The sequence below is a fragment of the Roseovarius halophilus (ex Wu et al. 2025) genome (assembly GCF_047086965.1).
The window spans coordinates 25,281-47,565 of record NZ_JBKOTX010000003.1 but is presented as its reverse complement, the minus strand read 5'-3'; the positions used below and the strand labels follow the sequence as shown (position 1 = coordinate 47,565).

Annotated in this window: 20 protein-coding genes; 12 read left to right on the top strand and 8 right to left on the bottom strand. The window is 60.0% G+C overall.

The genetic code is table 11. The annotated features are described in order from the left end of the window. From mnmG to ACH107_RS01045, 4 genes are read left to right on the top strand one after another with little or no spacing between them, the layout of a single operon-like run. Positions 1 to 1,872 (top strand): tRNA uridine-5-carboxymethylaminomethyl(34) synthesis enzyme MnmG, encoded by a 1,872-nt coding sequence (gene mnmG, locus ACH107_RS01060; protein ID WP_412504266.1) that lies wholly within the window; start codon positions 1 to 3, stop codon positions 1,870 to 1,872. Continuing rightward, positions 1,869 to 2,480 (top strand): 16S rRNA (guanine(527)-N(7))-methyltransferase RsmG, encoded by a 612-nt coding sequence (rsmG, locus tag ACH107_RS01055; protein WP_412504265.1) that lies wholly within the window; start codon positions 1,869 to 1,871, stop codon positions 2,478 to 2,480. The genes mnmG and rsmG overlap by 4 nt, the downstream gene beginning before the upstream one ends. Beyond that, entirely contained in the window at positions 2,473 to 3,282 is an 810-nt protein-coding gene (locus tag ACH107_RS01050; RefSeq protein ID WP_412504264.1) for a ParA family protein, read from the top strand. The genes rsmG and ACH107_RS01050 overlap by 8 nt, the downstream gene beginning before the upstream one ends. 16 nt (positions 3,283 to 3,298) lie before the next feature. Further along, positions 3,299 to 4,201 carry a ParB/RepB/Spo0J family partition protein gene (locus tag ACH107_RS01045; RefSeq protein ID WP_412504263.1) on the top strand — a complete coding sequence of 301 codons (903 nt, stop codon included), beginning with the start codon at positions 3,299 to 3,301 and terminating at the stop codon, positions 4,199 to 4,201. A 36-nt stretch (positions 4,202 to 4,237) separates the two neighbouring features. Here ACH107_RS01045 and hemW read toward each other — a convergent pair whose 3' ends face one another. Genes hemW through rph form a run of 3 tightly spaced genes read right to left on the bottom strand, consistent with a single transcriptional unit; the run spans position 4,238 to position 6,726 of the window. Then, on the bottom strand, positions 4,238 to 5,416 hold the full coding sequence (gene hemW, locus ACH107_RS01040; RefSeq protein WP_412504262.1) for a radical SAM family heme chaperone HemW: 1,179 nt from the start codon (positions 5,414 to 5,416) through the stop codon (positions 4,238 to 4,240). Further along, positions 5,409 to 6,017, bottom strand: a complete 609-nt coding sequence (gene rdgB / locus ACH107_RS01035) for an RdgB/HAM1 family non-canonical purine NTP pyrophosphatase (RefSeq protein WP_412504261.1) — start codon at positions 6,015 to 6,017, stop codon at positions 5,409 to 5,411. Before rdgB ends, hemW begins: the two co-directional genes overlap by 8 nt. Next, complete coding sequence (gene rph, locus ACH107_RS01030) at positions 6,010 to 6,726, bottom strand: ribonuclease PH (protein ID WP_412504260.1); 717 nt, start codon at positions 6,724 to 6,726, stop codon at positions 6,010 to 6,012. Before rph ends, rdgB begins: the two co-directional genes overlap by 8 nt. A 119-nt stretch (positions 6,727 to 6,845) precedes the next feature. On the opposite strand from rph, the gene hrcA reads away from it, so the two are divergent. Next, the gene (hrcA, locus tag ACH107_RS01025; protein WP_412504259.1) at positions 6,846 to 7,910 is read left to right on the top strand and encodes a heat-inducible transcriptional repressor HrcA; all 1,065 of its coding nucleotides are present in this window, start codon (positions 6,846 to 6,848) and stop codon (positions 7,908 to 7,910) included. 9 nt (positions 7,911 to 7,919) lie between these two features. After that, positions 7,920 to 8,480, top strand: a complete 561-nt coding sequence (locus ACH107_RS01020) for a nucleotide exchange factor GrpE (protein ID WP_412504258.1) — start codon at positions 7,920 to 7,922, stop codon at positions 8,478 to 8,480. A 17-nt stretch (positions 8,481 to 8,497) separates the two neighbouring features. Here ACH107_RS01020 and mutS read toward each other — a convergent pair whose 3' ends face one another. After that, positions 8,498 to 11,110, bottom strand: coding sequence for a DNA mismatch repair protein MutS (gene mutS / locus ACH107_RS01015; RefSeq protein WP_412504297.1), 2,613 nt, complete (start codon positions 11,108 to 11,110; stop codon positions 8,498 to 8,500). A 167-nt stretch (positions 11,111 to 11,277) separates the two neighbouring features. Between mutS and ACH107_RS01010 the strand changes: the two genes are divergently transcribed. Together ACH107_RS01010 and ACH107_RS01005 are read left to right on the top strand one after the other, a co-directional pair. Next, the gene (locus ACH107_RS01010; protein ID WP_412504257.1) at positions 11,278 to 13,533 is read left to right on the top strand and encodes an NADP-dependent malic enzyme; all 2,256 of its coding nucleotides are present in this window, start codon (positions 11,278 to 11,280) and stop codon (positions 13,531 to 13,533) included. 450 nt (positions 13,534 to 13,983) lie between these two features. Then, positions 13,984 to 14,892 carry an aminotransferase class IV gene (locus ACH107_RS01005; protein ID WP_412504256.1) on the top strand — a complete coding sequence of 303 codons (909 nt, stop codon included), beginning with the start codon at positions 13,984 to 13,986 and terminating at the stop codon, positions 14,890 to 14,892. On the opposite strand, the gene tmpT is transcribed toward ACH107_RS01005, so the two are convergent. Beyond that, positions 14,874 to 15,527: a thiopurine S-methyltransferase gene (gene tmpT / locus ACH107_RS01000; RefSeq protein ID WP_412504255.1), complete on the bottom strand. Its 654-nt coding sequence runs from the start codon at positions 15,525 to 15,527 to the stop codon at positions 14,874 to 14,876. The two genes, ACH107_RS01005 and tmpT, sit on opposite strands and share 19 nt — an antisense overlap. Positions 15,528 to 15,672: 145 nt before the next feature. Between tmpT and ACH107_RS00995 the strand changes: the two genes are divergently transcribed. Next, positions 15,673 to 16,386 (top strand): HAD family hydrolase, encoded by a 714-nt coding sequence (locus tag ACH107_RS00995; protein WP_412504254.1) that lies wholly within the window; start codon positions 15,673 to 15,675, stop codon positions 16,384 to 16,386. A 56-nt stretch (positions 16,387 to 16,442) separates the two neighbouring features. On the opposite strand, the gene ACH107_RS00990 is transcribed toward ACH107_RS00995, so the two are convergent. Beyond that, on the bottom strand, positions 16,443 to 17,669 hold the full coding sequence (locus ACH107_RS00990) for an argininosuccinate synthase (RefSeq protein ID WP_412504253.1): 1,227 nt from the start codon (positions 17,667 to 17,669) through the stop codon (positions 16,443 to 16,445). Positions 17,670 to 17,793: 124 nt separating this feature from the next. On the opposite strand from ACH107_RS00990, the gene ilvA reads away from it, so the two are divergent. Continuing rightward, entirely contained in the window at positions 17,794 to 19,032 is a 1,239-nt protein-coding gene (gene ilvA / locus ACH107_RS00985; protein ID WP_412504252.1) for a threonine ammonia-lyase IlvA, read from the top strand. Between the two features lie 8 nt (positions 19,033 to 19,040). On the opposite strand, the gene ACH107_RS00980 is transcribed toward ilvA, so the two are convergent. Beyond that, positions 19,041 to 19,364 (bottom strand): Hpt domain-containing protein, encoded by a 324-nt coding sequence (locus ACH107_RS00980; RefSeq protein ID WP_412504251.1) that lies wholly within the window; start codon positions 19,362 to 19,364, stop codon positions 19,041 to 19,043. Between the two features lie 146 nt (positions 19,365 to 19,510). Here ACH107_RS00980 and ACH107_RS00975 point away from each other — a divergent pair, with 146 nt between their 5' ends. Beyond that, positions 19,511 to 20,791 (top strand): PP2C family protein-serine/threonine phosphatase, encoded by a 1,281-nt coding sequence (locus ACH107_RS00975; protein WP_412504250.1) that lies wholly within the window; start codon positions 19,511 to 19,513, stop codon positions 20,789 to 20,791. Here ACH107_RS00975 and ACH107_RS00970 read toward each other — a convergent pair. Then, positions 20,766 to 21,209 (bottom strand): NUDIX domain-containing protein, encoded by a 444-nt coding sequence (locus tag ACH107_RS00970; protein WP_412504249.1) that lies wholly within the window; start codon positions 21,207 to 21,209, stop codon positions 20,766 to 20,768. The two genes, ACH107_RS00975 and ACH107_RS00970, sit on opposite strands and share 26 nt — an antisense overlap. Before the next feature lie 82 nt (positions 21,210 to 21,291). Here ACH107_RS00970 and ACH107_RS00965 point away from each other — a divergent pair, with 82 nt between their 5' ends. Further along, a complete protein-coding gene (locus ACH107_RS00965; protein ID WP_412504248.1) occupies positions 21,292 to 22,284 on the top strand; it encodes an Hsp33 family molecular chaperone HslO in 993 nt (330 codons plus the stop codon). Position 22,285 lies beyond the last annotated feature (1 nt).

Sequence of the window (22,285 nt, the reverse complement as noted above, 5' to 3'; positions counted from 1 at the left end):
ATGTTTCACGTGAAACATTTTGACGTTGTCGTTATTGGTGGTGGCCATGCCGGATGCGATGCCGCGCATGCTGCCGCGCGGATGGGCGCGAACACCGGGCTGATCACGCTGTCGGCGGACAATATCGGGGTCATGTCCTGCAATCCGGCCATTGGCGGACTCGGGAAAGGGCATCTTGTCCGTGAAATTGATGCGCTTGATGGTGTCATGGGCCGCGTCGCTGACAAGGCCGGGATACAGTTCCGTCTGCTGAACAGGCGCAAGGGCCCTGCGGTTCAGGGGCCGCGTGCTCAGGCCGACCGGAAAATCTACCGCGAGGCGATGACGCACGAGATGCGATCACAAGAGCGGTTGACTATCGTCGAAGGCGAAGTCGCGGATTTCCGGATGGAAAACGGTGCGGTCAACGGGGTTGTCCTGGCTGACGGGAGCGAAATCAGGTGCGGCGCTTGCATCCTGACCACTGGCACATTCCTTAGGGGCGTGATTCACATAGGGGACGTTGCAAGGCCCGGCGGGCGCATCGATGACAAGCCTTCGGTCCGCCTCGCCGAACGAATTGACAGCTTCGAGCTTGACCTTGGTCGCCTCAAGACAGGCACGCCGCCACGTCTGGATGGTAAAACCATCAATTGGGATATTCTTGAAAAGCAGCCCGGCGACAAAGACCCGGTCATGTTTTCCTTCCTTTCCGGCGCCCCGGCGGCACTGCAAATCGCGTGTGCGATCACGCATACGAATGAACAAACACATGATATCATCCGGGAAAATCTGGAACGATCCGCGATGTATGGCGGTTACATCGATGGCGTCGGCCCCCGGTATTGTCCGTCCATAGAGGACAAGATCGTCCGGTTCGAGGACAAGACGTCTCACCAGATTTTTCTTGAACCGGAAAGCCTGTCGGATGATCTGGTTTATCCGAACGGTATTTCGACGTCCCTGCCCGAGGATGTTCAGGAACGTTATGTTCATTCGATCCACGGCCTGGAAAACGCGGTTATCAAGCAGCCCGGCTACGCGATCGAATATGATTACGTCGATCCCCGTAACCTCGATGCTACCCTGGCGGTCCGGAATATCCCGGGCCTGTTTCTCGCGGGTCAGATCAACGGCACCACCGGGTACGAAGAGGCCGCGGCACAAGGGGTGGTCGCAGGTATCAATGCGGCGCTGAAAATCATGGACAGGCCGCCCAAAATATTTGGCCGCCAAGATGGGTATATTGGCGTGATGGTAGATGACCTCGTCACGCGCGGCGTATCCGAGCCGTACCGCATGTTCACGTCACGCGCCGAATTTCGCTTGTCGTTGCGGGCGGATAATGCCGACCAGCGTCTAACGCCGATCGGGATCGAGCTTGGATGCGTATCAGACACACGGCGCGCTGCCTTTGAAAGCAAGATCAACGATCTTTCCAAGGCTCGGGGTCGCTTGCAAGAAATGCAGCTGACACCAAGCGAGCTGAATTCTGCAGGCTTTGCCGTGAATAACGACGGGTCGAAACGGGACGGCATGCAGTTGCTGGCTTTCCCGGATATCGGGTTTGACGATCTTCTTGGGATACGTCCCGACCTCGCGAACATTGATGGCGCGATACGCTGCCAGTTGGAGAAAGAAGCGCTTTACGTCAATTACATCAGGCGCCAGGAGAGAGATGTTCAGGCGCTCAAAAAAGACGAGTCGCAAAAAATCCCGCGGGATTTCGACTTCGACGAGATCGATGGGCTTTCCAACGAGTTGAAATCCAAGCTGTCACAGGTCAGGCCTGAAAACTTGGCGCAGGCAGGGCGGATAGATGGTATGACGCCGGCTGCTCTTACACTTATCCTCGCGCGGCTGAGGCGACAGGCAGAGGCGAGAATCGCATGACCGTGTCGTCGCTGGCGGATGTTTCACGTGAAACATCTGAAAGGCTATCAGTATTTTCCCAGCTTCTCAGGAAATGGAACGCGCGGATCAACCTCGTTTCCCAAAGATCCATGAGTGATTTATGGAACAGGCATTTCGTCGATTCGCTCCAGATATTCGATCTTGCCCCGAAAAATGCGCGTCACTGGGTTGATATAGGATCAGGCGGCGGATTCCCCGGGCTGGTTGTCGCGATCCTCGCGGCGGAGCTGAGCCCGGATCTCAGGATAACCCTTGTGGAAAGCGACGTTCGAAAGTGTGCCTTTCTAAGGGCTGCCGCACGCGAAGCCGGCGTCAGCGTTGATATCCTGAACGAGCGTATCGAGGCGATCCCGAGGCAGAAGGCCGATATCCTGTCCGCCAGAGCGCTGAGCGATCTGGCCAAATTGCTTGCATTCACGGAGAACCACTTGGCCCCGACAGGTACCGGCCTTTTTCCGAAAGGCCGGACATGGAAAAATGAGCTGGAAAATGCCCGATCGACGTGGAAGTTCGCGTATCAAGTTGCTACAAGCAGAACAGACGAGAACTCCGTCATACTGAGCGTGCAGGGGGTGGAACGTGACTGATCCGATACGGCCTCGTGGTCCGAAGATCATAGCTATTGCCAATCAGAAAGGCGGGGTCGGGAAAACGACGACCACCATAAACCTTGGCGCCGCGCTGTCGGAGCAGGGCTGCCGCGTTCTCATCGTTGATCTTGATCCGCAGGGTAACGCGTCAACCGGGTTGGGAATTGAGCCCGAGGGACGTGATTACACGACCTACGAATTGCTTCTGGAGGAAATCGAGCTCGACAAGATCATTCAGCCCGTGGGGCTGGACAACCTACAGATAATTCCCGCTACCGTCGATCTCAGCTCGGCCGATATCGAACTGTTTTCGAACGAAAAGCGCAGTTTTCTTCTCCATGACGCGTTGCGACAGAAAAAGATCGACGAGTACGAGCTGGATTACATCCTCATAGATTGCCCACCGTCGCTCAACCTGTTGACAGTCAACGCCATGGTCGCCGCCCATTCCGTCCTCGTACCGCTGCAAAGCGAATTCTTCGCGCTAGAGGGGTTGTCGCAACTCATGCTGACGATCCGGGAAGTCCGTCAAAGCGCGAACCCCGATTTGCGCATCGAAGGTATCGTGCTGACCATGTTCGATTCCCGCAACAACCTCTCGGCCCAGGTCGAAGCCGATGCGCGCGACAACCTCGGTGACCTGATTTTCAAGACGCGCATACCAAGAAATGTTCGGGTAAGCGAGGCCCCGTCCTACGCTCAGCCCGTGCTGAACTACGATACTGGCTCAAAAGGTGCCGAGGCCTACAGGGCCTTGGCCAAGGAAATACTGGAAAACGGCGTGAAGATCGCCGCGTAGCAGCGGAAAGTCCAGGATGACAAACAAGACAACAAAACAACGCGGCCTCGGCCGCGGCCTGTCTGCCCTGATGGCGGATGTGGGCGACGCCGAAGCGACTGACACAGAAAGCGCGAAAGCCGCCGATACGATCATCCCGATCGAAAAGATTTTCCCAAATCCCGAACAGCCCCGGCGCCAGTTTGACGCTGACCAGCTGGAAGACCTGTCCGCGTCGATCATGGAAAAGGGCATCATCCAGCCATTGATCGTCAGGCCGCGGCCCGGTGCAAGCGCCGAGTTCGAGATCGTAGCGGGCGAGCGTCGTTGGCGGGCCGCGCAAATGGCGAAACTGCACGAGATCCCGGTCCTCATTCGGGAATTCGACGACGTGGAAGTTCTCGAAATCGCGATAATCGAGAACATCCAGCGCACCGATCTCAACCCTGTCGAAGAAGCGACAGGATACAAACAACTGATGGACAAGTTCGGCCACACGCAGGACAAGATGGCGGAAGCTCTCGGCAAGAGCCGTAGTCACATAGCGAATGCCGTTCGTCTTCTGAACCTTCCCGACGAGGTCAAGGGCTATCTTTCCGACAACAAGCTTTCAGCCGGGCATGCCCGCGCCTTGATCACGGCCGATGATTCGGTCGCGTTGGCCCGAAAGGTCATAAAACAGGGCCTGACGGTTCGTGAAACGGAAAAACTTGCCAAAGCTGAAGTCGGGGAAACGACTGGTCAGCCCAACCGTCACGGTAAACCCCAAGCTGTCGAGAAGGACGCGGATACCAAGGCGTTGGAAGGCGATCTGGCGGCGAATTTGGGCATGAAAGTGTCGATCAACCACAAACCCGGGCAAGAAAAGGGGCAGGTGACCATCAGTTACGACTCTTTCGATGAGCTGGATGCGCTGTGCCGGAGGCTGTCCTCCACGTAACCCACGGCGCGATGCGGCGCTGACCCGTGACAGCGCCTAGACGGCCTCGGTATCAGGACTCGCTGTCAAAAGTTCTGTAACGATGGCATTCAAAAGAGGGCGGCCACGCTCCGTCACACGGAGGTTACGGTCATCCGCAACAATCATGTCGAGGTCGCTCAGGTATGAAAGCGTCTCGGTGTCCAGCGCGTGTCCGGCAAGCATTTCATAGCGCGTGGGATCAATGCCGTCCCGGATCCGAAGGCCCATCATGAGATATTCGTTAGCTTGGTCCACTGGAGGGATGGGTGTGGCCTCTTTATCCGCCGATCCGGTCTCGGCCGCCGTCAGCCAGTGTTCCGGGTTGCTCCACTGTTCGGTCGCATGCCGTACACCGGAGATGGTCAAGCGGCCGTGCGCGCCCGGCCCGATCCCGGCATAGTCACCGTACCGCCAGTAAACCATATTATGACGCGACTCTGACCCCGGCCGCGCATGGTTGGATATTTCATAAGCGGGCAGCCCGGCCTTTTCACAGATTTCCTGTGTATCCATATACATGTCGGCCGCCTTGTCATCCGATGGCAGCCCGCGTAGACCGCCGGCGGCACGGCGCGCCCCGAACGCGGTGCCGGGCTCGATCGTGAGTTGATACGCCGACAGATGATCAACAGCCATTCCAAGTGCTTCTGTCAATTCTTCACGCCATGCCGCGCGGGTTTGATCCTGCCTTGAATAGATCATGTCGAAACTCACACGATCGAAATATTTTCGGGCGATTACAAACGCTTGTCTTGCCTCTGCCACGCTGTGCAACCGCCCCAGCCTGCGCAGGTCCGTGTCGTTGAGGGCCTGAACACCCATTGAAACCCGGTTTATCCCGGCGGCGGCAAATTCGCTGAATCGTCCCGCCTCGACTGATCCCGGATTGGCCTCCAGCGTGATTTCCGGATCGATGGCGGTGGGCCACAAGCGCCGGGCTTCCGTCAGGATCGCATCGACAATGCCCGGGTCCATCAGGCTTGGCGTACCCCCGCCAAAGAAAACCGATCCCAAGGTCCGCTCGGGCACAAGCGTCGCGATCCGCCGCAATTCGCCCAAGTAGGCGTGTTGCCATCGCGCATGATCTATCTCGCGCGCGACATGGCTGTTGAAATCACAATAGGGGCATTTGGTTTCGCAGAATGGCCAATGAACGTAGAGACCGAAACCGCCTTTTTGCCAATCCTCAGTCAAAACAACCTTTCACCAGCCTGGCGAACGCATCCGCGCGATGACTTATCCGGTTTTTCTGCCAACGGTCCATTTCCCCGAAGGTGACATCGTACCCGTCCGGCTGGAAAATCGGGTCATATCCATGACCTTGCGCCCCGCGCATCGGCCATACGATTTGCCCTTCCACCGTGCCGGGGAACACCTCGTCATGGCCGTCCGGCCACGCCAGAACCAGAGTACAGCAGAACCGTGCGGTCCACGGCTTCGGTGTCCGGCTCTCAAGCAACTGGTCGTGCGCCTTGGCCATCGCCATGACGAAGTCGCGACCAGTCTCTGTTTCGGCCCAATCCGCCGTGTAAACACCGGGCGCCCCGTCCAGTGCGTCTATCACGATCCCCGAATCGTCGGACAGTGCGGGCAGGCCGGTGGCACGCGCGGCAGCGTGCGCCTTGATGCGTGCATTGCCGACGAAAGTCGCTTCCGTTTCGTCGGGTTCGCCAAGGCCCTTTTCCGCCGCGCCGACGACGGTGACCCCGAAAGGTCCGAGAAGGCTGTCGATCTCCTCCAGCTTCCCTGCATTGTGCGTCGCCACCAGAAGCGTATCGCCCTCGAATTTACGCATCGACGGCGGCCATCTGGACAGCGGTCAGTTCCGCCACGCCCTGTTCGGCAAGATCAAGCAGCTTGTTCATCTGGTCCCGGCTGTAGGTTTCGCCCTCGGCACTCATCTGAACTTCGATCAGACGTTTTTCGCCCGTCATGATGAAGTTGCCGTCAACGCCGGCTTCACTGTCCTCCGGATAATCCAGATCAAGAACGGGCTGCCCGGCATAAATGCCGCACGAAACCGCGGCGACAGGGGCGATCAGCGGGTCCGTGATGATATCCCCGGCCTTGATCAGCTTGTTCACCGCCAGCTTCAGCGCCACCCAGCCACCCGTGATCGCGGCGCAGCGTGTCCCGCCGTCGGCCTGGATCACGTCGCAATCCACGGTTATCTGCCGTTCGCCCATGGCCACGCGGTCAACGCCGGCTCTCAGCGAGCGGCCGATCAGCCGCTGGATTTCCACGGTGCGGCCGCCCTGTTTGCCGGCTGTCGCCTCGCGCCGCATCCGGCTGGTGGTGGAGCGCGGCAGCATGCCGTATTCCGCAGTCACCCAGCCAAGGCCTGAGCCCTTGATGAAGGGCGGCACCCGGTCCTCTGCCGTCGCGGTGCAAAGCACGTGTGTATCCCCGACACGGATCATGCAGGACCCTTCGGCGTGCTTTGTTATATCGGTTTCGATTGAAACCGGCCGCATTTCGCTTAAATCTCTAGCCGAAGGCCGCATGGCTGATCCTCTCTCTTGTACGGCTATCGGCATATAGCCGTGACAAGTCGATTAGCAACCCCGATTGACCACCCCGTAATGCCGTCATTAGGACTCGACGGAGCAATGGCAAACCCGAGATGAAAGACACCGGCAGGATACTCGCCGAAATGAACGACCGCTCGCGGGAAGTTTTCCGGCGCGTGGTCGAATCCTACCTGGCCACCGGTGATCCGGTCGGGTCGAGGACGTTGACGCGCGATTTCACCGAAAAGGTCAGCGCGGCCACCATCCGCAATGTCATGCAGGATCTCGAATATCTCGGGCTGCTTGGCAGCCCTCACGTCAGTTCGGGGCGCGTCCCGACGGAAACCGGCCTGCGCATGTTCGTGGACGGGTTGCTTGAAATCAGTGATCTCGAAAATACCGACCGTGCGATGATCGACGCGACACTGGGCAGCAATTCACAGGATGTTGGCGGCGTTCTGGACAGGGTCGGATCCGCGCTGTCGGGTGTCACACACAGCGCCTCGCTGGTGCTGGCCCCGAAACACGAGGCCCCGATAAAGCATATCGAGTTCGTGGCACTGGGCCATGACCGGGCGCTCGTGGTGCTGGTATTCGGCGACGGTCATGTCGAGAACCGCATTTTCACGCCGCCACCGGGTCAGACCCCCAGTTCGATGCGCGAGGCGGCGAATTTCCTGAATGCCCTGATCGAGGGCCGGACCCTATCGGATCTGCAAACGGTCATCGCCCGCCAGATCGAGGATCGGCGGCAGGAAATCGACAAGCTCGCGCAGGACCTCGTTCAAAGCGGCCTGGCCGTATGGGACGACGAAGCGGAGAATTACGAACGCCTGATCGTGAGGGGCCGCGCCAACCTGATTGATTCGGAAGTCGAGCAGGAAGATCTCGACAGGATAAAGAACCTGTTCGACGACCTCGAGCGCAAGCGGGACATCGCGGAGTTTCTTGAACTGACAGACGAAGGCGAGGGTGTGCGCATTTTTATCGGCTCCGAGAATAAACTTTTCTCACTTTCGGGTTCCTCTCTGGTGGTCTCTCCATATATGAACGCGGATCGTAAGATTGTTGGCGCGGTCGGGGTGATCGGCCCTACCCGCCTGAATTACGGTCGGATCGTGCCGATCGTCGATTATACGGCGCAGTTGGTCGGTAAACTGATCGCGGACCGAAGCTAGAGGTGACAAATGGCAGAGCCCAAGGAAGAAAACTTTCTGGACGATATCGAAGCGGCCGAAGCCGAGGAGAATGCGGAATCCGAAGTCCACATCTCGAAAGAGGAGGCGGACCTCGACTCGCTGCGGGCCGAGCGCGACGCGCTTCAGGATAAGTTCATGCGTGCCCTCGCCGATGCCGAAAACGCGCGCAAGCGTGCCCAGAAAGACAGGACAGAGGCCGAGAATTACGGCGGATCCAAGCTGGCGCGGGACATGCTGCCCGTCTATGACAACATGACACGCGCCCTCGGCTCCGTCTCCGACGAGCAGAAGGAAGCCGCCGGCGCGCTCATCGAAGGCGTGGAACTCACCCTCCGGGAACTGCTGAGCGTGTTTTCCAAGCACGGCATCGTGCCGATCTCGCCCGAAGTCGGGGACAAGTTCGACCCCCAACAGCACGAGGCGATGTTCGAGGCGCCGGTGCCCGGCACGACCGCCGGCGAGATCATTCAGGTCTCCGCCGAAGGATTCATGCTGCATGACCGTATCTTGCGCCCGGCGCAGGTGGGCGTTTCGTCCAATCAAGGATAATCGCGGGTGCGGCCTGTCTAGGAACCCTTCGCGATCGCCTTCAGTTCATAGACCAGGTCCAGCGCCTCGCGCGGTGTCAGGTCGTCCGGCAGTATGTCGGCCAATCTGTTGTCCACGCCGGAATCCGCTTTCGGAGGCGTCATGACGGGGGGTGAAGCGGAAAACAGCGGCAGATCGTCGATCAGGGCTTTCTGTGCGCTGCCCCCTTCCCTTTCGCCTTTCTCGAGCGCGTCCAGCACCACCCGGGCGCGCTCGACGACGGGGTCCGGCAAACCCGCCAGCTTTGCCACCTGTATCCCGTAGCTGCGATCGGCCGCGCCGCGCCGCACCTCGTGGAGGAAGATCACCTCGCCCTCATGTTCCTTGACCGACACGGTGGCGTTGTCGACCCGGTCGAGCTTCTCGCTCAGCGTGGTCAACTCGTGATAATGCGTCGCGAACAGGCCGCGACAGCCGTTGACCTCCCGCAGATGCTCCAGCGTGGCCCACGCGATGGACAGCCCGTCATATGTCGCCGTGCCGCGTCCGATCTCGTCGAGGATCACCAGTGATCTTGAATCCGCCTGGTTGAGGATCGCGGCGGTTTCCACCATTTCCACCATGAAGGTGGACCGCCCCCGCGCCAGGTCATCGGACGCGCCCACCCGGCTGAAAAGCTGGCTGACCAGCCCGACATGTGCGCTCGACGCCGGCACGAAGCTGCCCATCTGCGCCAGAACCGCAATCAGCGCATTCTGCCGCAGGAACGTGGACTTGCCGGCCATGTTCGGCCCGGTCAGCAGCCAGACATCGCTGTCGATCCCCAGCTGGCAATCATTCGCGATGAAGGGTTCACCCGAGCTGCGCAACGACATCTCGACCACGGGGTGGCGGCCACCACGGATATCCAGAGTCCGGCTTTCATCGACCCTTGGCCGGCACCATGCCTCGCCGCGGGCAAGGTCGGCCAGACCAAACGCGATATCCATCTCGGCCAGTCCGCGCGCGGCTTGTGAAATCTCGGCAGACCGCTCCAGAATTGCGTGTTTCAGGATGTCATAGAGCCGTTTTTCTATTTCGATCGCCCGCCCGCCCGAGTTCAGGATCTTCGTTTCCATCTCGCTCAGCGACACGGTCGTGAACCGCACCTGGTTCGCCGTCGTCTGCCGATGCTTGAACGTCTCGCTCAGGGGCGGCGACAGCATCTTGTCGGCATGAACGCTCGTGACCTCGACGAAGTATCCCAGAACATTGTTGTGCTTGACCTTCAGGCTCTGGATGCCGGTCAGCTGCTGGTACTCGCTCTGCATCCCGGCGATCACGCTGCGGCCCTCGTCACGCAGCTGGCGCATCTCGTCCAGTTCCTCGTCATGCCCGGGGGCGATGAATCCGCCATCGCGCGCCAGAAGGGGCGGTTCGGCCACGAGCGCCTGATCCAGCAGGTCGCGCAGCGTGTCATGCCCCGACAGCGCGCCGGTCGCCGTCGCAAGCAGCCCGGGCATATCGCGCATAGCGGCCATACCCGCGATCTCGGCGGCCTGTGCCAGCCCGTTCCGGATCGCCGCGAGGTCACGTGGCCCGCCACGGTCGAGCGCAAGGCGCGACAAGGCCCGGTCGAGGTCCGGCACCTTGCGAAGCGTCGCGCGCAAATCCTCGGCAAAGGTCGCGTCGGCCACGGCGAATTCCACGGCATCCAGCCTGTCCTGCACCACTGACAGCACCCGTGACGGGTTGGAAAGGCGCCGCTCCAACAGGCGCGCGCCGCCGGCTGTCACGCTCCGGTCTATCGCGGCCAGCAGCGATCCCGCGCGCCCGCCGTTCATGGATCGGGTCAGTTCGAGGTTCCGCCGCGTGGCCGCGTCGATCTGCATCCCGCCGGCACGCGCCTCGCGCTGAGGGGGCAGCAGCAAGGGCAGCTGGCCCTTCTGCGTGAGCTCGAGATATTCGACGATGGCCCCCATGGCGCCCAGTTCGGGCCGCGTGAACTGGCCGTACGCCTCCAGCGTGCCAACCCCGAGCAATTCGCAAAGACGGTTTTCCGCCCCGGTGCTGTCAAAGGCGGCCCGCCCCAGTTCACTAACCGCGGCGCCCGAGTCAGTCACGATATCACCCAGATCACATTTGTCGCCCTCTGCAAGCACCACTTCGCTCGGGCTCAGCCGCGCCAGTTCGGGGCCAAGCCGGGCCGCTGTCAGCGGCATCACGTGAAACGCCCCTGTCGAAATATCGACCCACGCCAGCGCCCCCTCGCCCCGGATGCGGGCATAGGCGGCAAGGAAATTGTGGCGACGCGCTTCGAGCAGGCTTTCCTCGGTCAGCGTCCCGGGCGTGACCAGCCGCACGACCTCGCGCTTGACCACCGCCTTTGACCCGCGCTTCTTGGCTTCGGCCGGGTCTTCCATCTGCTCGCAGACGGCCACCCGGAACCCTTTGCGGATCAATGTCAGCAGGTAGCTCTCGGCCGAGTGCACAGGCACGCCGCACATGGCGATATCCTCGCCCATATGCTTGCCGCGTTTCGTCAGCGCGATATCAAGCGCTTCCGCCGCTGCAACCGCGTCGTCGAAGAAAAGCTCGTAGAAATCGCCCATCCGGTAAAACAGGAGAGCTTGCGGATACTGCTCCTTGATTTCCAGATACTGCGCCATCATCGGCGTCGCGGCTGATGTCGCGGATGTCACGCCCGGCCCCCCGTTCATTCGTCCCGGACCTTACAAATGCTGGGCCCTGTCTGAAACCCAAAAGCGCGATGCAGTTGAGCCCGGGCCGAACCCCCGCTATGCAGTCGTGAAACCGACACACCAATCAGGCCCGTGACATGTCCAAACCCAAGTTCACCCGCGAAGAGGCTCTCGCCTTCCATCACGAGCCGAGCCCCGGCAAGTTCGAGATTCAGGCGACTGTGCCCATGACCACGCAGCGCGACCTCAGCCTTGCGTACTCTCCGGGCGTGGCTGTCCCCTGCGAGGAGATCGCGAACAATCCCGGGCTGGCTTATGATTATACCAACAAGGGAAACCTCGTGGCGGTCATATCCAACGGCACGGCCGTTCTGGGCCTCGGGAATCTCGGCGCGCTCGGGTCCAAGCCGGTGATGGAGGGCAAATCCGTGCTGTTCAAACGGTTTGCCGACGTCAATTCGATCGACATCGAACTCGATACCGAGGATCCGGACGCCTTCATCGACGCGGTGCGCCTGATGGGGCCGACCTTCGGCGGGATCAACCTCGAGGATATCAAGGCGCCCGAATGTTTCATCATCGAACAGCGCCTCAAGGAAATCATGGATATCCCCGTCTTCCATGATGACCAGCACGGTACGGCGGTGATTTGTGCCGCCGGCCTGATCAACGCGCTGCACATTTCCGGCAAGAAGATCGAGGATTGCCGCATCGTCCTCAACGGCGCGGGGGCGGCCGGGATCGCCTGCATCGAACTGCTGAAAGCCATGGGAGCCCGGCCCGAGAACTGTATCGCCTGCGATACGAAGGGCGTGATCTACCAAGGCCGGACAGATGGCATGAACCAATGGAAATCCGCCCATGCCATCAAGACGGAACTGCGCACGCTGGAAGAGGCCATGAAGGGCGCTGACGTCTTCCTCGGCGTGTCTGTCAAGGGCGCGGTGACCCCCGAGATGGTCGCCTCGATGGCCGAGGACCCGGTGATTTTCGCGATGGCCAACCCCGATCCGGAAATCACGCCGGAAGAAGCGCACGAAGTGCGTGCCGACGCCATCGTCGCGACCGGTCGCTCGGACTACCCCAACCAGGTGAACAACGTTCTCGGCTTTCCCTACCTGTTCCGGGGGGCGCTCGACGTGCACGCGCGTGCCATCAATGACGAGATGAAGATCGCCTGCGCCGAGGCATTGGCCAAGCTCGCCCGTGCGGATGTCCCCGACGAGGTCGCCATGGCCTATAACCGCAAGCTCAGCTTCGGGCGCGACTACATCATTCCCACGCCCTTCGATCCGCGCCTTATCCACACGATCCCGCCCGCGGTGGCACGGGCCTGCATGGATACAGGCGCGGCGCGGCGGCCGATCGTCGATATGGATGCCTATCAGGTCTCGCTCAAGGCGCGGATGGATCCGACGGCCAGCATCATGCGTTCGATCAACGCGCGCGCGCGGCGTGCGCAGGCCCGCATGATATTTGCCGAAGGAGACGATCCCCGCGTTCTGCGCGCCGCCGTCCAGTACCAGCGGGCGGGCTTCGGCAAGGCGATCGTCATCGGCCGTGACACCGATGTGCGCGAGAAACTCGAAGCCGCCGGCCTCGGGGACGCCGTGCGCGAGCTCGAAGTGACGAACGCGGCCAGGACGGATCGGCTGGAGGATTACAAGGAGTTCCTCTATCGCCGCCTTCAGCGCCGCGGCCATGACAGGCACGACATTCATCGCCTTGCCGCGCGGGACCGGCATGTTTTTTCGGCCCTGATGCTGGCGCATGGCCACGGTGACGGGCTGGTGACCGGCGCGACACGGAAATCGGCGCACGTGATGGGGCTGATCAATCACGTGTTCGATGCCGACGCGGAACATGGTGCGGCCGGTGTCACGGCGCTGCTGCACAAGGGTCGGATCGTGATGATCGCCGACACGCTGGTGCATGAATGGCCGGACGAAGAAAACCTTGCCAACATCGCCACGCGCGGGGCTGACGTGGCTCGGCATCTGGGGCTGGAGCCCCGGGTCGCCTTCGTTTCCTTTTCGACCTTCGGTTATCCGCGTTCCGAACGCGCAGAGAAGATGCACCGCGCGCCGCAAGTGTTGGAGGCGCGCGGCGTCGATTTCGAGTTCGAAGGCGAAATGACCGTGGACGTGGCGCTGAATCCCGCCGCGCAGGACGCATATCCTTTCCAGCGTCTCAGCGGCCCGGCCAACATCCTTGTCGTGCCCGCGCGCCACTCCGCCTCGATCTCGGTCAAGCTGATGCAGGAAATGGCGGGCGCCACGGTCATCGGACCGATCCTGTCCGGCGTCGACAAGTCCATCCAGATCTGTTCGTCCACCTCGACGGCGACAGACATTCTGAATATGGCTGTTCTGGCGGCGTGCAAGGTTGGCTGATCATATATCGGCACGGTGATGACGGGCCTGCCACCCGGGATGATACATTATCCAAGCGCCACCAACGGAAATCACTTTAACGGTGCTGCCCGTGCGTACGGCGGCCCCGGGCCGCCGGCGCGTTCGCCAGTTCGGTCGCCCGCCTCGCGGTGACCAAGACCATTCCGGTGATCGACACGGCAAACACCTTCAAGGGTTGATGCCCATCATGAATACGTCCGCCCATTTGATCAAGACCCCGAACCCGACAAGCGTGGCAAGCATAACAGCCCGTAACCAGCGTGACTCCGTCATCATGTCGATTTTCCTCCTGTTTACGTTCCTTCAGTCTGCACCGCCCTGTCGTCACCTCCAAGACAACCTCTCGTGACTTTCGGTTGAGGGTGGTACAATTACGGTGTCGCGCCGGATCCGGGACAGCGCGGCGGCGCGGGAACCACGGAGACGGCGATGACCGACCATCAGACCACGCACCAAGCCGACGAGGATGTCCGGAACGAGAACATCAGGATCTGGCTGAATGGCGATATCGTGCCCAAGGAAGATGCCAAGGTCAGCGTCTTCGACAGCGGTTTCATGCTCGGGGACGGTGTCTGGGAGGGATTGCGACTCTACAACGGCAAATGGGCATTCGCAGAAGAGCATCTGGACCGCCTGTTCGAAGCCGCCAAGGCCATCGACCTCGACATCGGCATGGCGCGCGAGGAAGTCTTTCAGGCACTAACAGACACGCAACGGGCCAACGGCATGGAAACCGATGCGCATGCCCGGCTCATGGTGACGCGCGGGCCCAAGACGCGGCCGTTCCAGCACCCCTCCCTGTCGCGGCAGGGGCCCACGATCACGATCGTCATGGAACATTCGAAACCGCAAATCGCCCGGCCGATCCGTCTTGCAACCGTTCCGCACATCCGCGGCCTGCCCATGTCGCAGGATCCGAAACTGAATTCACATTCCAAGCTCAACTGCATCCTCGCCTGCATTGCCGCCGAAAAGGCCGGCGCCGGCGAGGCGTTGATGCTGGATGTGCACGGCTTCGTGAATACCACCAACGCCTGCAATTTCTTCATTGTCCGCAAGGGTGAAATCTGGACGAGCACGGGCGATTACTGCATGAACGGCATCACCCGTCAGAAGGTAATCGACCTGTGCCGTGAAAACGGGATCCCGGTTCATGAGCGAAATTATTCACTCGTCGACACATACGGCGCCGACGAAGCCTTCCTCACCGGCACTTTCGGCGCGCAAACCCCTGTGGGCAGCGTTGACCACCGCCAGATAGGTGACGGGCAGCTCGGCCCCGTGACCAAGCGGATCCAGATGCTCTACAAGGCTCTCATTCAGCGTGAAACAGCCTGACGGTCCCAGATCAGCCATGCCTTTTCCCGGGCGGGGCACCGGCCTTTCAGACCGCCGGCAACGTCTTGATCGTCGATGATCACCGCATCGAAACGCGCTGCGTAGAGCCGTTCGACCTCGCCATCGGGCACGGCGAATGGTGGCCCGTCCATCAGGCCCTGATCATAGTCGAAAGTCACGAGGATCTGCGGTGCCTGCCGGGTGATCTCGGCCAAGTGGCGGGTGTAGCGTGCGCGCATGTCCTCCGGCAAAGCCACCAGTGCCGCACGGTCGAACACGGCATCGACCGGCCCCAGCACGTCGGGGCCTAGGTCAAAGATGTCGCCGACGAAAATATCCACATCCCCCGCCGCGTAGCGTTTCATCTTTCCCATGTTCGTGACCTCGGGGGTCACACCCATTTCATCAAAGAGGTCCCGTACGGCGATTTCGCTCAACTCCGCCCCGGCAACCCGGAAGCCGCGTGAAAGAAGCCACGCTATGTCGCGTGTCTTGCCGCACAGGGGCAGAAAGACCCGGGCATCGGCGGGTACCGGCAATCTGCCGACATGCGCCGCCAGCATTCGGTTCACCGTCCCTTCGTGAAACCCGATCTGTGCGTTTTCCCACCGGCTATGCCAGAAACCAGCATCCATTTCGTGACCCTTTCAAGAGGATTGCGCCCGTCGCCGGGGGCAGCTACGGCTTCCGACCGGGTCGGTCAAAACAGGGATACGGGTACAATGCAAGCCGACGACGCGTCGCACCACCATGGCAGCCGCGCCAAGAAGGGGGCGTGACATGCGCATCGCGATGTGGTCCGGCCCGCGAAACCTGTCTACAGCGATGATGTATTCGTTTGGCGCGCGGGCTGATTGCGCGGTGGTGGATGAACCGTTCTACGCAAGCTATCTGGCACGCACCGGGCTTGGGCATCCGATGCGCGACATGATTCTTGCCGCGCAACCCACGGACCCGGAAAAGGTCATATCCGCATTGCTCGGTCCGGTTCCGGCCGGCAAACCGCATTTCTATCAAAAGCACATGTCGCAACACATGATCGCCGGCATCCGCCGCGACTGGATCACCGAGATGCGGAACGTTTTTCTTATCCGGCATCCCGCCCGTGTCGCTGCCAGCTTCTCGGCCAAGTACGACAACCCGGCGCTGTCGGATATCGGCTTTGTCCAGCAGGCGGAACTCTATGATCGGGTAAACGCCGCGGGCGGTGATCCGATCGTGATCGATTCGGGCGATATCCGGCGCAGTCCCGAAACCATGCTCAAACGTCTGTGTCAGGCCCTCGGCCTCGATTGGGACCCGGCGATGCTGTCCTGGCCCGCGGGCGGGCACGCGGCCGACGGTGTCTGGGCCGCGCATTGGTATGGGGCTGTCCATCGCTCCACGGGTTTTGCGCCGGCCGAGGGCGATCTGCCCCGGTTGGATGAGTGTGGGGCCCGCTTGGCACGGGCGGCGATGCCCCATTACGAGCGCCTTGCCGAGGTCCGGATCTGACGTGCCGGCACCGACGCGATACCCTTGCGATACCGACGCGGTGCCGAAGCCCGTTTCTAGCCTTTCAACCGCCGATCCCGTGCCGCGAGCAGTTTCAGCCGCAGCGCGTTGAGCTGGATGAAGCCGGCGGCATCCTTCTGGTCATAGGCCCCGGCATCGTCTTCGAACGTAACATGCGCCTCGGAATAAAGGCTGTTCTCCGACCAGCGGCCAACGGTGTGAACGGACCCTTTGTACAGTTTCACCCGGACGGTGCCCGATACATGATGTTGGGACTGATCAATGGCCGCCTGCAACATTTCGCGTTCCGGGCTGTACCAGAAACCATTGTAGATGATCTCGGCGTAGCGCGGCATCAGCTCGTCTTTCAGGTGCGCGGCGCCGCGGTCCAGCGTGATCTGCTCGATTCCCCTGTGCGCTTCCAGCAGGATCGTGCCGCCGGGGGTTTCATAAATGCCGCGGCTTTTCATGCCCACGAACCGCCCCTCGACCAGGTCAAGCCGGCCGATACCGTGCTTGCCCCCGAATTCATTCAGCTTTGTCAACAGGTTGCCAGGGCTCAGGGCCTCACCGTTGAGGCTGACGGCATCCCCTTTTTCAAAGCCGATTTCCAGGAACTCGGGTTTGTCAGGCGCCTTTTCCGGATCGGTCGTTCGTTGGTAAACATAGTCGGGCGCCATCTCGGCCGGGTCTTCAAGGACCTTGCCCTCGCTCGAGGTGTGCAGCAGGTTCGCGTCTACGCTGAAAGGTGCCTCGCCGCGTTTGTCCTTGGCGATCGGGATCTGGTTTTTCTCTGCAAAATCAAGGAGTTTGGTCCGGCTCGTCAAATCCCATTCCCGCCACGGCGCGATCACCTTGATATCCGGGTCAAGGGCATAGGCCGCCAGTTCAAATCTTACCTGGTCGTTGCCTTTACCGGTGGCCCCGTGGGCGACGGCATCCGCCCCGGTCGCTTTCGCGATCTCGACCAAGCGCTTGGAAATCAACGGGCGCGCGATCGAGGTGCCCAACAGGTAAAGCCCCTCGTACACCGCGTTCGCACGGAACATCGGAAAGACAAAGTCGCGGACAAACTCTTCGCGAATATCCTCGATGAAGATATTTTCCGGTTTTATTCCAAGTAGTTCCGCTTTCTGGCGCGCAGGCTCCAACTCCTCACCCTGGCCCAGGTCGGCGGTGAAGGTGACAACCTCGCAGCCATATTCCGTCTGAAGCCATTTCAGGATGATCGAGGTATCGAGCCCACCGGAATAGGCCAGTACAACTTTCTTGGGCGCGGACATCTGTTGCTTCCTTTTCAGCTTTGCCGCAGCGGCGCTTACCGGTTTTTGCCCAGCTGGGCAAGGTACAGGGCGTATCAGGCAAAGGGTCTTGTCATGACCTGCCCGTTGGGCCAAGCACTGTTACATGACAGATTTTCGCAAAGCCGCCCAGGACGCCACAGACGGGATGCGTGCCGTTTTCCAACCCACCCCGCTTCAACGCAATGAACATTTGTCGGAACGATACAAGGCGAACATCCTGCTCAAGCGCGAGGATTTGACACCGGTACGGTCCTACAAACTGCGTGGCGCCTTCAACGCGATGCGCAAGGTACTTGCGCAATCACCTGAAAAGACGCATTTTGTCTGTGCAAGTGCGGGCAATCACGCGCAGGGGGTTGCGTTCATGTGCCGCTATCTTGGCGTCGAGGGCACGATCTTCATGCCGGTGACGACGCCGAGGCAGAAAATTGACAAGACCAAGAACTTCGGCGCGGACGCGGTTCATGTCAGGCTGACCGGGGATTATTTTGATGATACGCTCGGTTCCGCCAAAGCCTATTGCGCGGAGGTCGGCGGTCATTTCCTGTCGCCGTTCGATGACAAGGACGTTGTCGAAGGTCAGGCATCCGTCGCTGTCGAAATCGAGCAGCAGCACGAAGGACTTCCTGATACGGTGGTGATGCCGGTCGGTGGCGGGGGATTGTCCTCGGGGGCGATGCGGTATTTCGGAAACCAGTGCCCCTTGACGTTGGTTGAGCCGAAAGGCGGGGCGTGTCTGGCGGCGGCGCTTCGGGCTGGCCACCCCGTTCGGCTGGAGCATGTCGAGAACTTTGCCGATGGGGCTGCGGTGGCCCAGATCGGCGATCGACCATTCGAACATCTCAGGAGCATGGAGCCGTCAAGGGTCATCTCGGTCGACGAGGATCGGCTGTGCACAACCATGCTCGACATGTTGAACGTGGAGGGCATAGTTCTGGAGCCGGCAGGTGCCCTCTCGGTGGATGCGCTCAAAGACATTGCAGGCGATATCATTGGAAAAACGGTTGTCTGTGTCACATCCGGCGGAAATTTTGATTTTGAACGTTTGCCCGAGGTGAAGGAACGCGCTCAGCGGTTCTCGGGTCTGAAGAAGTATTTCATTCTCCGCCTGCCTCAGCGACCGGGTGCGCTCAAGGATTTCCTTGGGGTCCTTGGCCCGGACGACGATATCGCCCGCTTCGAATACCTCAAGAAGTCGGCGCGGAATTTCGGCTCCGTGCTGATCGGCATCGAAACCACTACCCCTGAAAATTTCGAACACCTGTCTGTGAAACTCGACGCCATCGGTTTCGCCTACCGGGATATCACAGACGACAAGGTCCTGTCGGAATTCCTGATCTAGCATGAGTGTCAGATCTCTACCGATTTCAGGAATTCGGATTTTGACTGTTGAAAACCTTCGAGGATCTCTTTTTTGTCAATCGCGGCAGGGCCTTCGATCGCCACTTTCGATTCCGCGGAACGACATGCGTTCGCGAATGCATGGAAACCCAAGTTGAGCGCGCTGCCCTTGAGGTAATGAAGCTGAGCCTGGAGATCGTTGGCTTCTGTCGCGCTATTGAACTGATCGAGCATGTCTTCGACCTCCTCGATGAAGAGCGCAACAACGTCCGAAAAATCGTTCCCGCCGATTTCCGACCGCAATTCAGATACCCTGTTCCAGTCAATCAACATGATCCATGCCCCTAGCGTTGCGGGTATTTTCCCGCGCAATACTTAAAATTTCGGCAACGGCAGCCGGGATTTCAGGTCTGTTCGGGATTCATCCTATCTTAAAATGATGCTGGCTAGAAAAGCCGAGATCGGTATCGGAGTATCAGTTGAGTGCACCTTCGGACAGTTGCTCGGCAGAAAAAGAAGGCGACATTCGCTGTCTGCGCCGTGTGCTCGTGGTCGATGACAGCGCGGCTCAACGGCGCATCTTGGCCGCTTTGTTGACAGGTTGGGGTTTCGATGTCCGGGAGTCCGAGTCGGCGGATGCAGCCTTTGCGATGTGCGCGGAATGGGTTCCTGATCTTGTGTTGAGTGACTGGATGATGCCGCGTGTCACCGGCCCGGAATTTTGCAGGGAATTCCGGAAGATGAGCGGTGAAAATTATGTCTACTTCATCTTGCTTACGTCCAAGAGCGAGAAAGAGGATATCGCGAAAGGACTGGACTCCGGCGCCGATGATTTTCTCACCAAGCCCGTGAACGCAGCCGAACTGCGTGCAAGGATCTCAGCCGGCGACCGTATCTTGCGAAGCGAAAGGGCATTGAAAGAAAAGAACCACCTGCTGGCCTCCACGTTGACAGAGCTTCAAGGCCTTTACCAGGCTTTGGAGAATGACCTTCTTGAGGCAAAGAAGCTTCAGCAATCTCTTGTAAACGAAACCTACCGCGATCTGGGTTGCGCGGAGGCGAGTTTTCTTTTGCGGTCAAGTGGTCACGTGGGTGGTGATCTTGTCGGCATGTTTCCCGTTTCCTCAACCCGGGTCGGGCTGTACGCCATTGATGTTTCCGGTCATGGTGTGAGCTCGGCCCTGATGACGGCACGGCTGGCTGGCTACCTATCTGCCACCGCGCCGGACCAGAATGTCGCGCTCAGGAAATCCGCGGACGGCAGTTATGTCCCGCGGGCGCCGGCGGAAACCGTTTCAATACTCAACGAGCTAATTATCGGGGAAATTGACACTGAGCATTACTTTACATTGCTTCTCTCGGATGTCGATCTTGAAACCGGGATCGTAACGATGACACAGGCTGGGCACCCTTGTCCGCTGCTTCAAACTGCGGACGGATGCCTGCGTATGGTCGGTGACGGGGGGTTGCCGGTCGGCTTGGTAGACGGCGCGGTTTACGAGCAGTTCGAGGTGAAGTTACACAGCGGTGATCGGCTTTTGATCTATTCGGATGGCATTTCGGAGTGTGCTGATCAATCCGGCAAGATGCTGGGTGAAAGCGGACTCGAAGGGATCATGCAGGGCCTCGGAGACATTACCGGAGAGGCTTGTCTTGAAAAACTGGTCCGACGTCTGGTCGGCTTTTCCGGCACGGACGAGATGGCAGATGATGTATCGGCTATCCTGCTGGATTTCAAAGCTTGCTCAGAACCCGGTTGACGAAAAACCGGTCACCGGGGCTTGCTAGGTCGCGCGCCGCAGACGCTTGTTTGATCCAGTGAGCGCTATGGCCTTTCTCGGCCGGAGCCCCGAGCCGCCGGACCGGCTCGGCGATGTAGATCAAGCAGACTTTCTCGGCCCATTTTTCGTATTCTGGCATGAACGTGAAATTGCGGAACGCGCCGACCCGCCGCGGGCGGCCGATCTTCCATCCGGTTTCTTCGAGAACCTCGCGGTACAGGGCCTGCAACGGGGACTCGCCCGCATCAATACCGCCGCCGGGTAACTGCAACTCCGGCACCGGGTTTTCCTGATAGGTCACCAACAACCGTCCATTTCGCGGTATCATGACGTAGGCACCGGGGCGATGATGGTACCTGACCCCGGTGACAGGATTTTGCCCAAAGCGTCGTATCATGATTTTAGTGCCATTGGTCTATGGCTTGTCCTGACTACATTGACGCGGTATGCCACCCCCTGCCCCGAGAGGAAACCCCGCTATGCTTGGAAAAAAGATCGCCTGGGACGATACCGTCCTGCCGTTCCAGTTGGACAACGCGGACATTCGTGGGCGGGTTGCCCGGCTGGACGGTGTACTGGAAGGAATTCTCGACCAAAAAGACTATCCTCCGCAGGTCGAATTCCTCGTTGCAGAGATGGCGGTGCTTACCGCGCTGATCGGTCAGACAATCAAGCTTCGCTGGAAGCTGTCGCTGCAAGTGCAGTCGAACGGCCCTGTCCGCATGATCGCGACCGATTATTTCGCACCCGAGAAAGAAGGCGACCCGGCGCATATTCGCGCTTACGCCAGTTTCGATGAAACACGTTTGACGACGGCCAGCCCGTTCGGGCAACTGGGCGATGGCTACTTCGCGTTCATGATAGATCAGGGCCGTGGGACCGAGCCGTACCAGGGTATCACCCCGATTGCCGGCGCAAGCCTGAGTTCCTGTGCCGAATCCTATTTCGCCCAATCGGAACAACTGCCGACGCGGTTTTCTCTGAGTTTCGGCAATTCCCGGGAAATGGGTGGAAAGAAAGGATGGCGGGCAGGCGGCATCATGTTGCAGCACATGCCCAAAGCATCCCCATCCGTGGAAGGTGGCGGCTCTGGCGAGGGCGGTTTGCTGACGTCGGGTGACATCGTGGATGGCGAAGACGCTGAAAACTGGACTCGTGCCAACATGCTGTTGGATACTGTCGAGGACCAAGAACTTGTCGGTCCGTCGGTTTCTCCGGCTGATCTGCTCGTCCGTCTTTTTCACGAAGACGCACCGAGGGTTTTTGACATGCAACCGATCAGGTTCGGGTGCACTTGTTCCGAAGCACGGGTCAGGAACAGCCTGTCGATTTACTCGGCCAAGGACATCGAGAACATGACAACCGACGAGGGGGTCGTAACGGCCGATTGCCAGTTCTGCGGCGCGCATTACCGGCTTGACCCGGCCAGCGTCGGCTTCGAGGCGGAAGAGAAGGGCCGTGATAACTCCTGAA

Excerpts from the sequence above, each read along its gene's own strand:
- mnmG (WP_412504266.1), top strand. The coding sequence starts at position 1 with ATGTTTCACGTGAAACATTTTGACGTTGTCGTTATTGGTGGTGGCCAT.
- rsmG (WP_412504265.1), top strand. The coding sequence starts at position 1,869 with ATGACCGTGTCGTCGCTGGCGGATGTTTCACGTGAAACATCTGAAAGG.
- ACH107_RS01045 (WP_412504263.1), top strand. The coding sequence starts at position 3,299 with ATGACAAACAAGACAACAAAACAACGCGGCCTCGGCCGCGGCCTGTCT.
- rdgB (WP_412504261.1), bottom strand. The coding sequence starts at position 6,017 with ATGCGTAAATTCGAGGGCGATACGCTTCTGGTGGCGACGCACAATGCA.
- rph (WP_412504260.1), bottom strand. The coding sequence starts at position 6,726 with ATGCGGCCTTCGGCTAGAGATTTAAGCGAAATGCGGCCGGTTTCAATC.
- hrcA (WP_412504259.1), top strand. The coding sequence starts at position 6,846 with ATGAAAGACACCGGCAGGATACTCGCCGAAATGAACGACCGCTCGCGG.
- ACH107_RS01020 (WP_412504258.1), top strand. The coding sequence starts at position 7,920 with ATGGCAGAGCCCAAGGAAGAAAACTTTCTGGACGATATCGAAGCGGCC.
- mutS (WP_412504297.1), bottom strand. The coding sequence starts at position 11,110 with ATGATGGCGCAGTATCTGGAAATCAAGGAGCAGTATCCGCAAGCTCTC.
- ACH107_RS01010 (WP_412504257.1), top strand. The coding sequence starts at position 11,278 with ATGTCCAAACCCAAGTTCACCCGCGAAGAGGCTCTCGCCTTCCATCAC.
- ACH107_RS01005 (WP_412504256.1), top strand. The coding sequence starts at position 13,984 with ATGACCGACCATCAGACCACGCACCAAGCCGACGAGGATGTCCGGAAC.
- tmpT (WP_412504255.1), bottom strand. The coding sequence starts at position 15,527 with ATGGATGCTGGTTTCTGGCATAGCCGGTGGGAAAACGCACAGATCGGG.
- ACH107_RS00995 (WP_412504254.1), top strand. The coding sequence starts at position 15,673 with ATGCGCATCGCGATGTGGTCCGGCCCGCGAAACCTGTCTACAGCGATG.
- ACH107_RS00990 (WP_412504253.1), bottom strand. The coding sequence starts at position 17,669 with ATGTCCGCGCCCAAGAAAGTTGTACTGGCCTATTCCGGTGGGCTCGAT.
- ilvA (WP_412504252.1), top strand. The coding sequence starts at position 17,794 with ATGACAGATTTTCGCAAAGCCGCCCAGGACGCCACAGACGGGATGCGT.
- ACH107_RS00980 (WP_412504251.1), bottom strand. The coding sequence starts at position 19,364 with ATGTTGATTGACTGGAACAGGGTATCTGAATTGCGGTCGGAAATCGGC.
- ACH107_RS00970 (WP_412504249.1), bottom strand. The coding sequence starts at position 21,209 with ATGATACGACGCTTTGGGCAAAATCCTGTCACCGGGGTCAGGTACCAT.
- ACH107_RS00965 (WP_412504248.1), top strand. The coding sequence starts at position 21,292 with ATGCTTGGAAAAAAGATCGCCTGGGACGATACCGTCCTGCCGTTCCAG.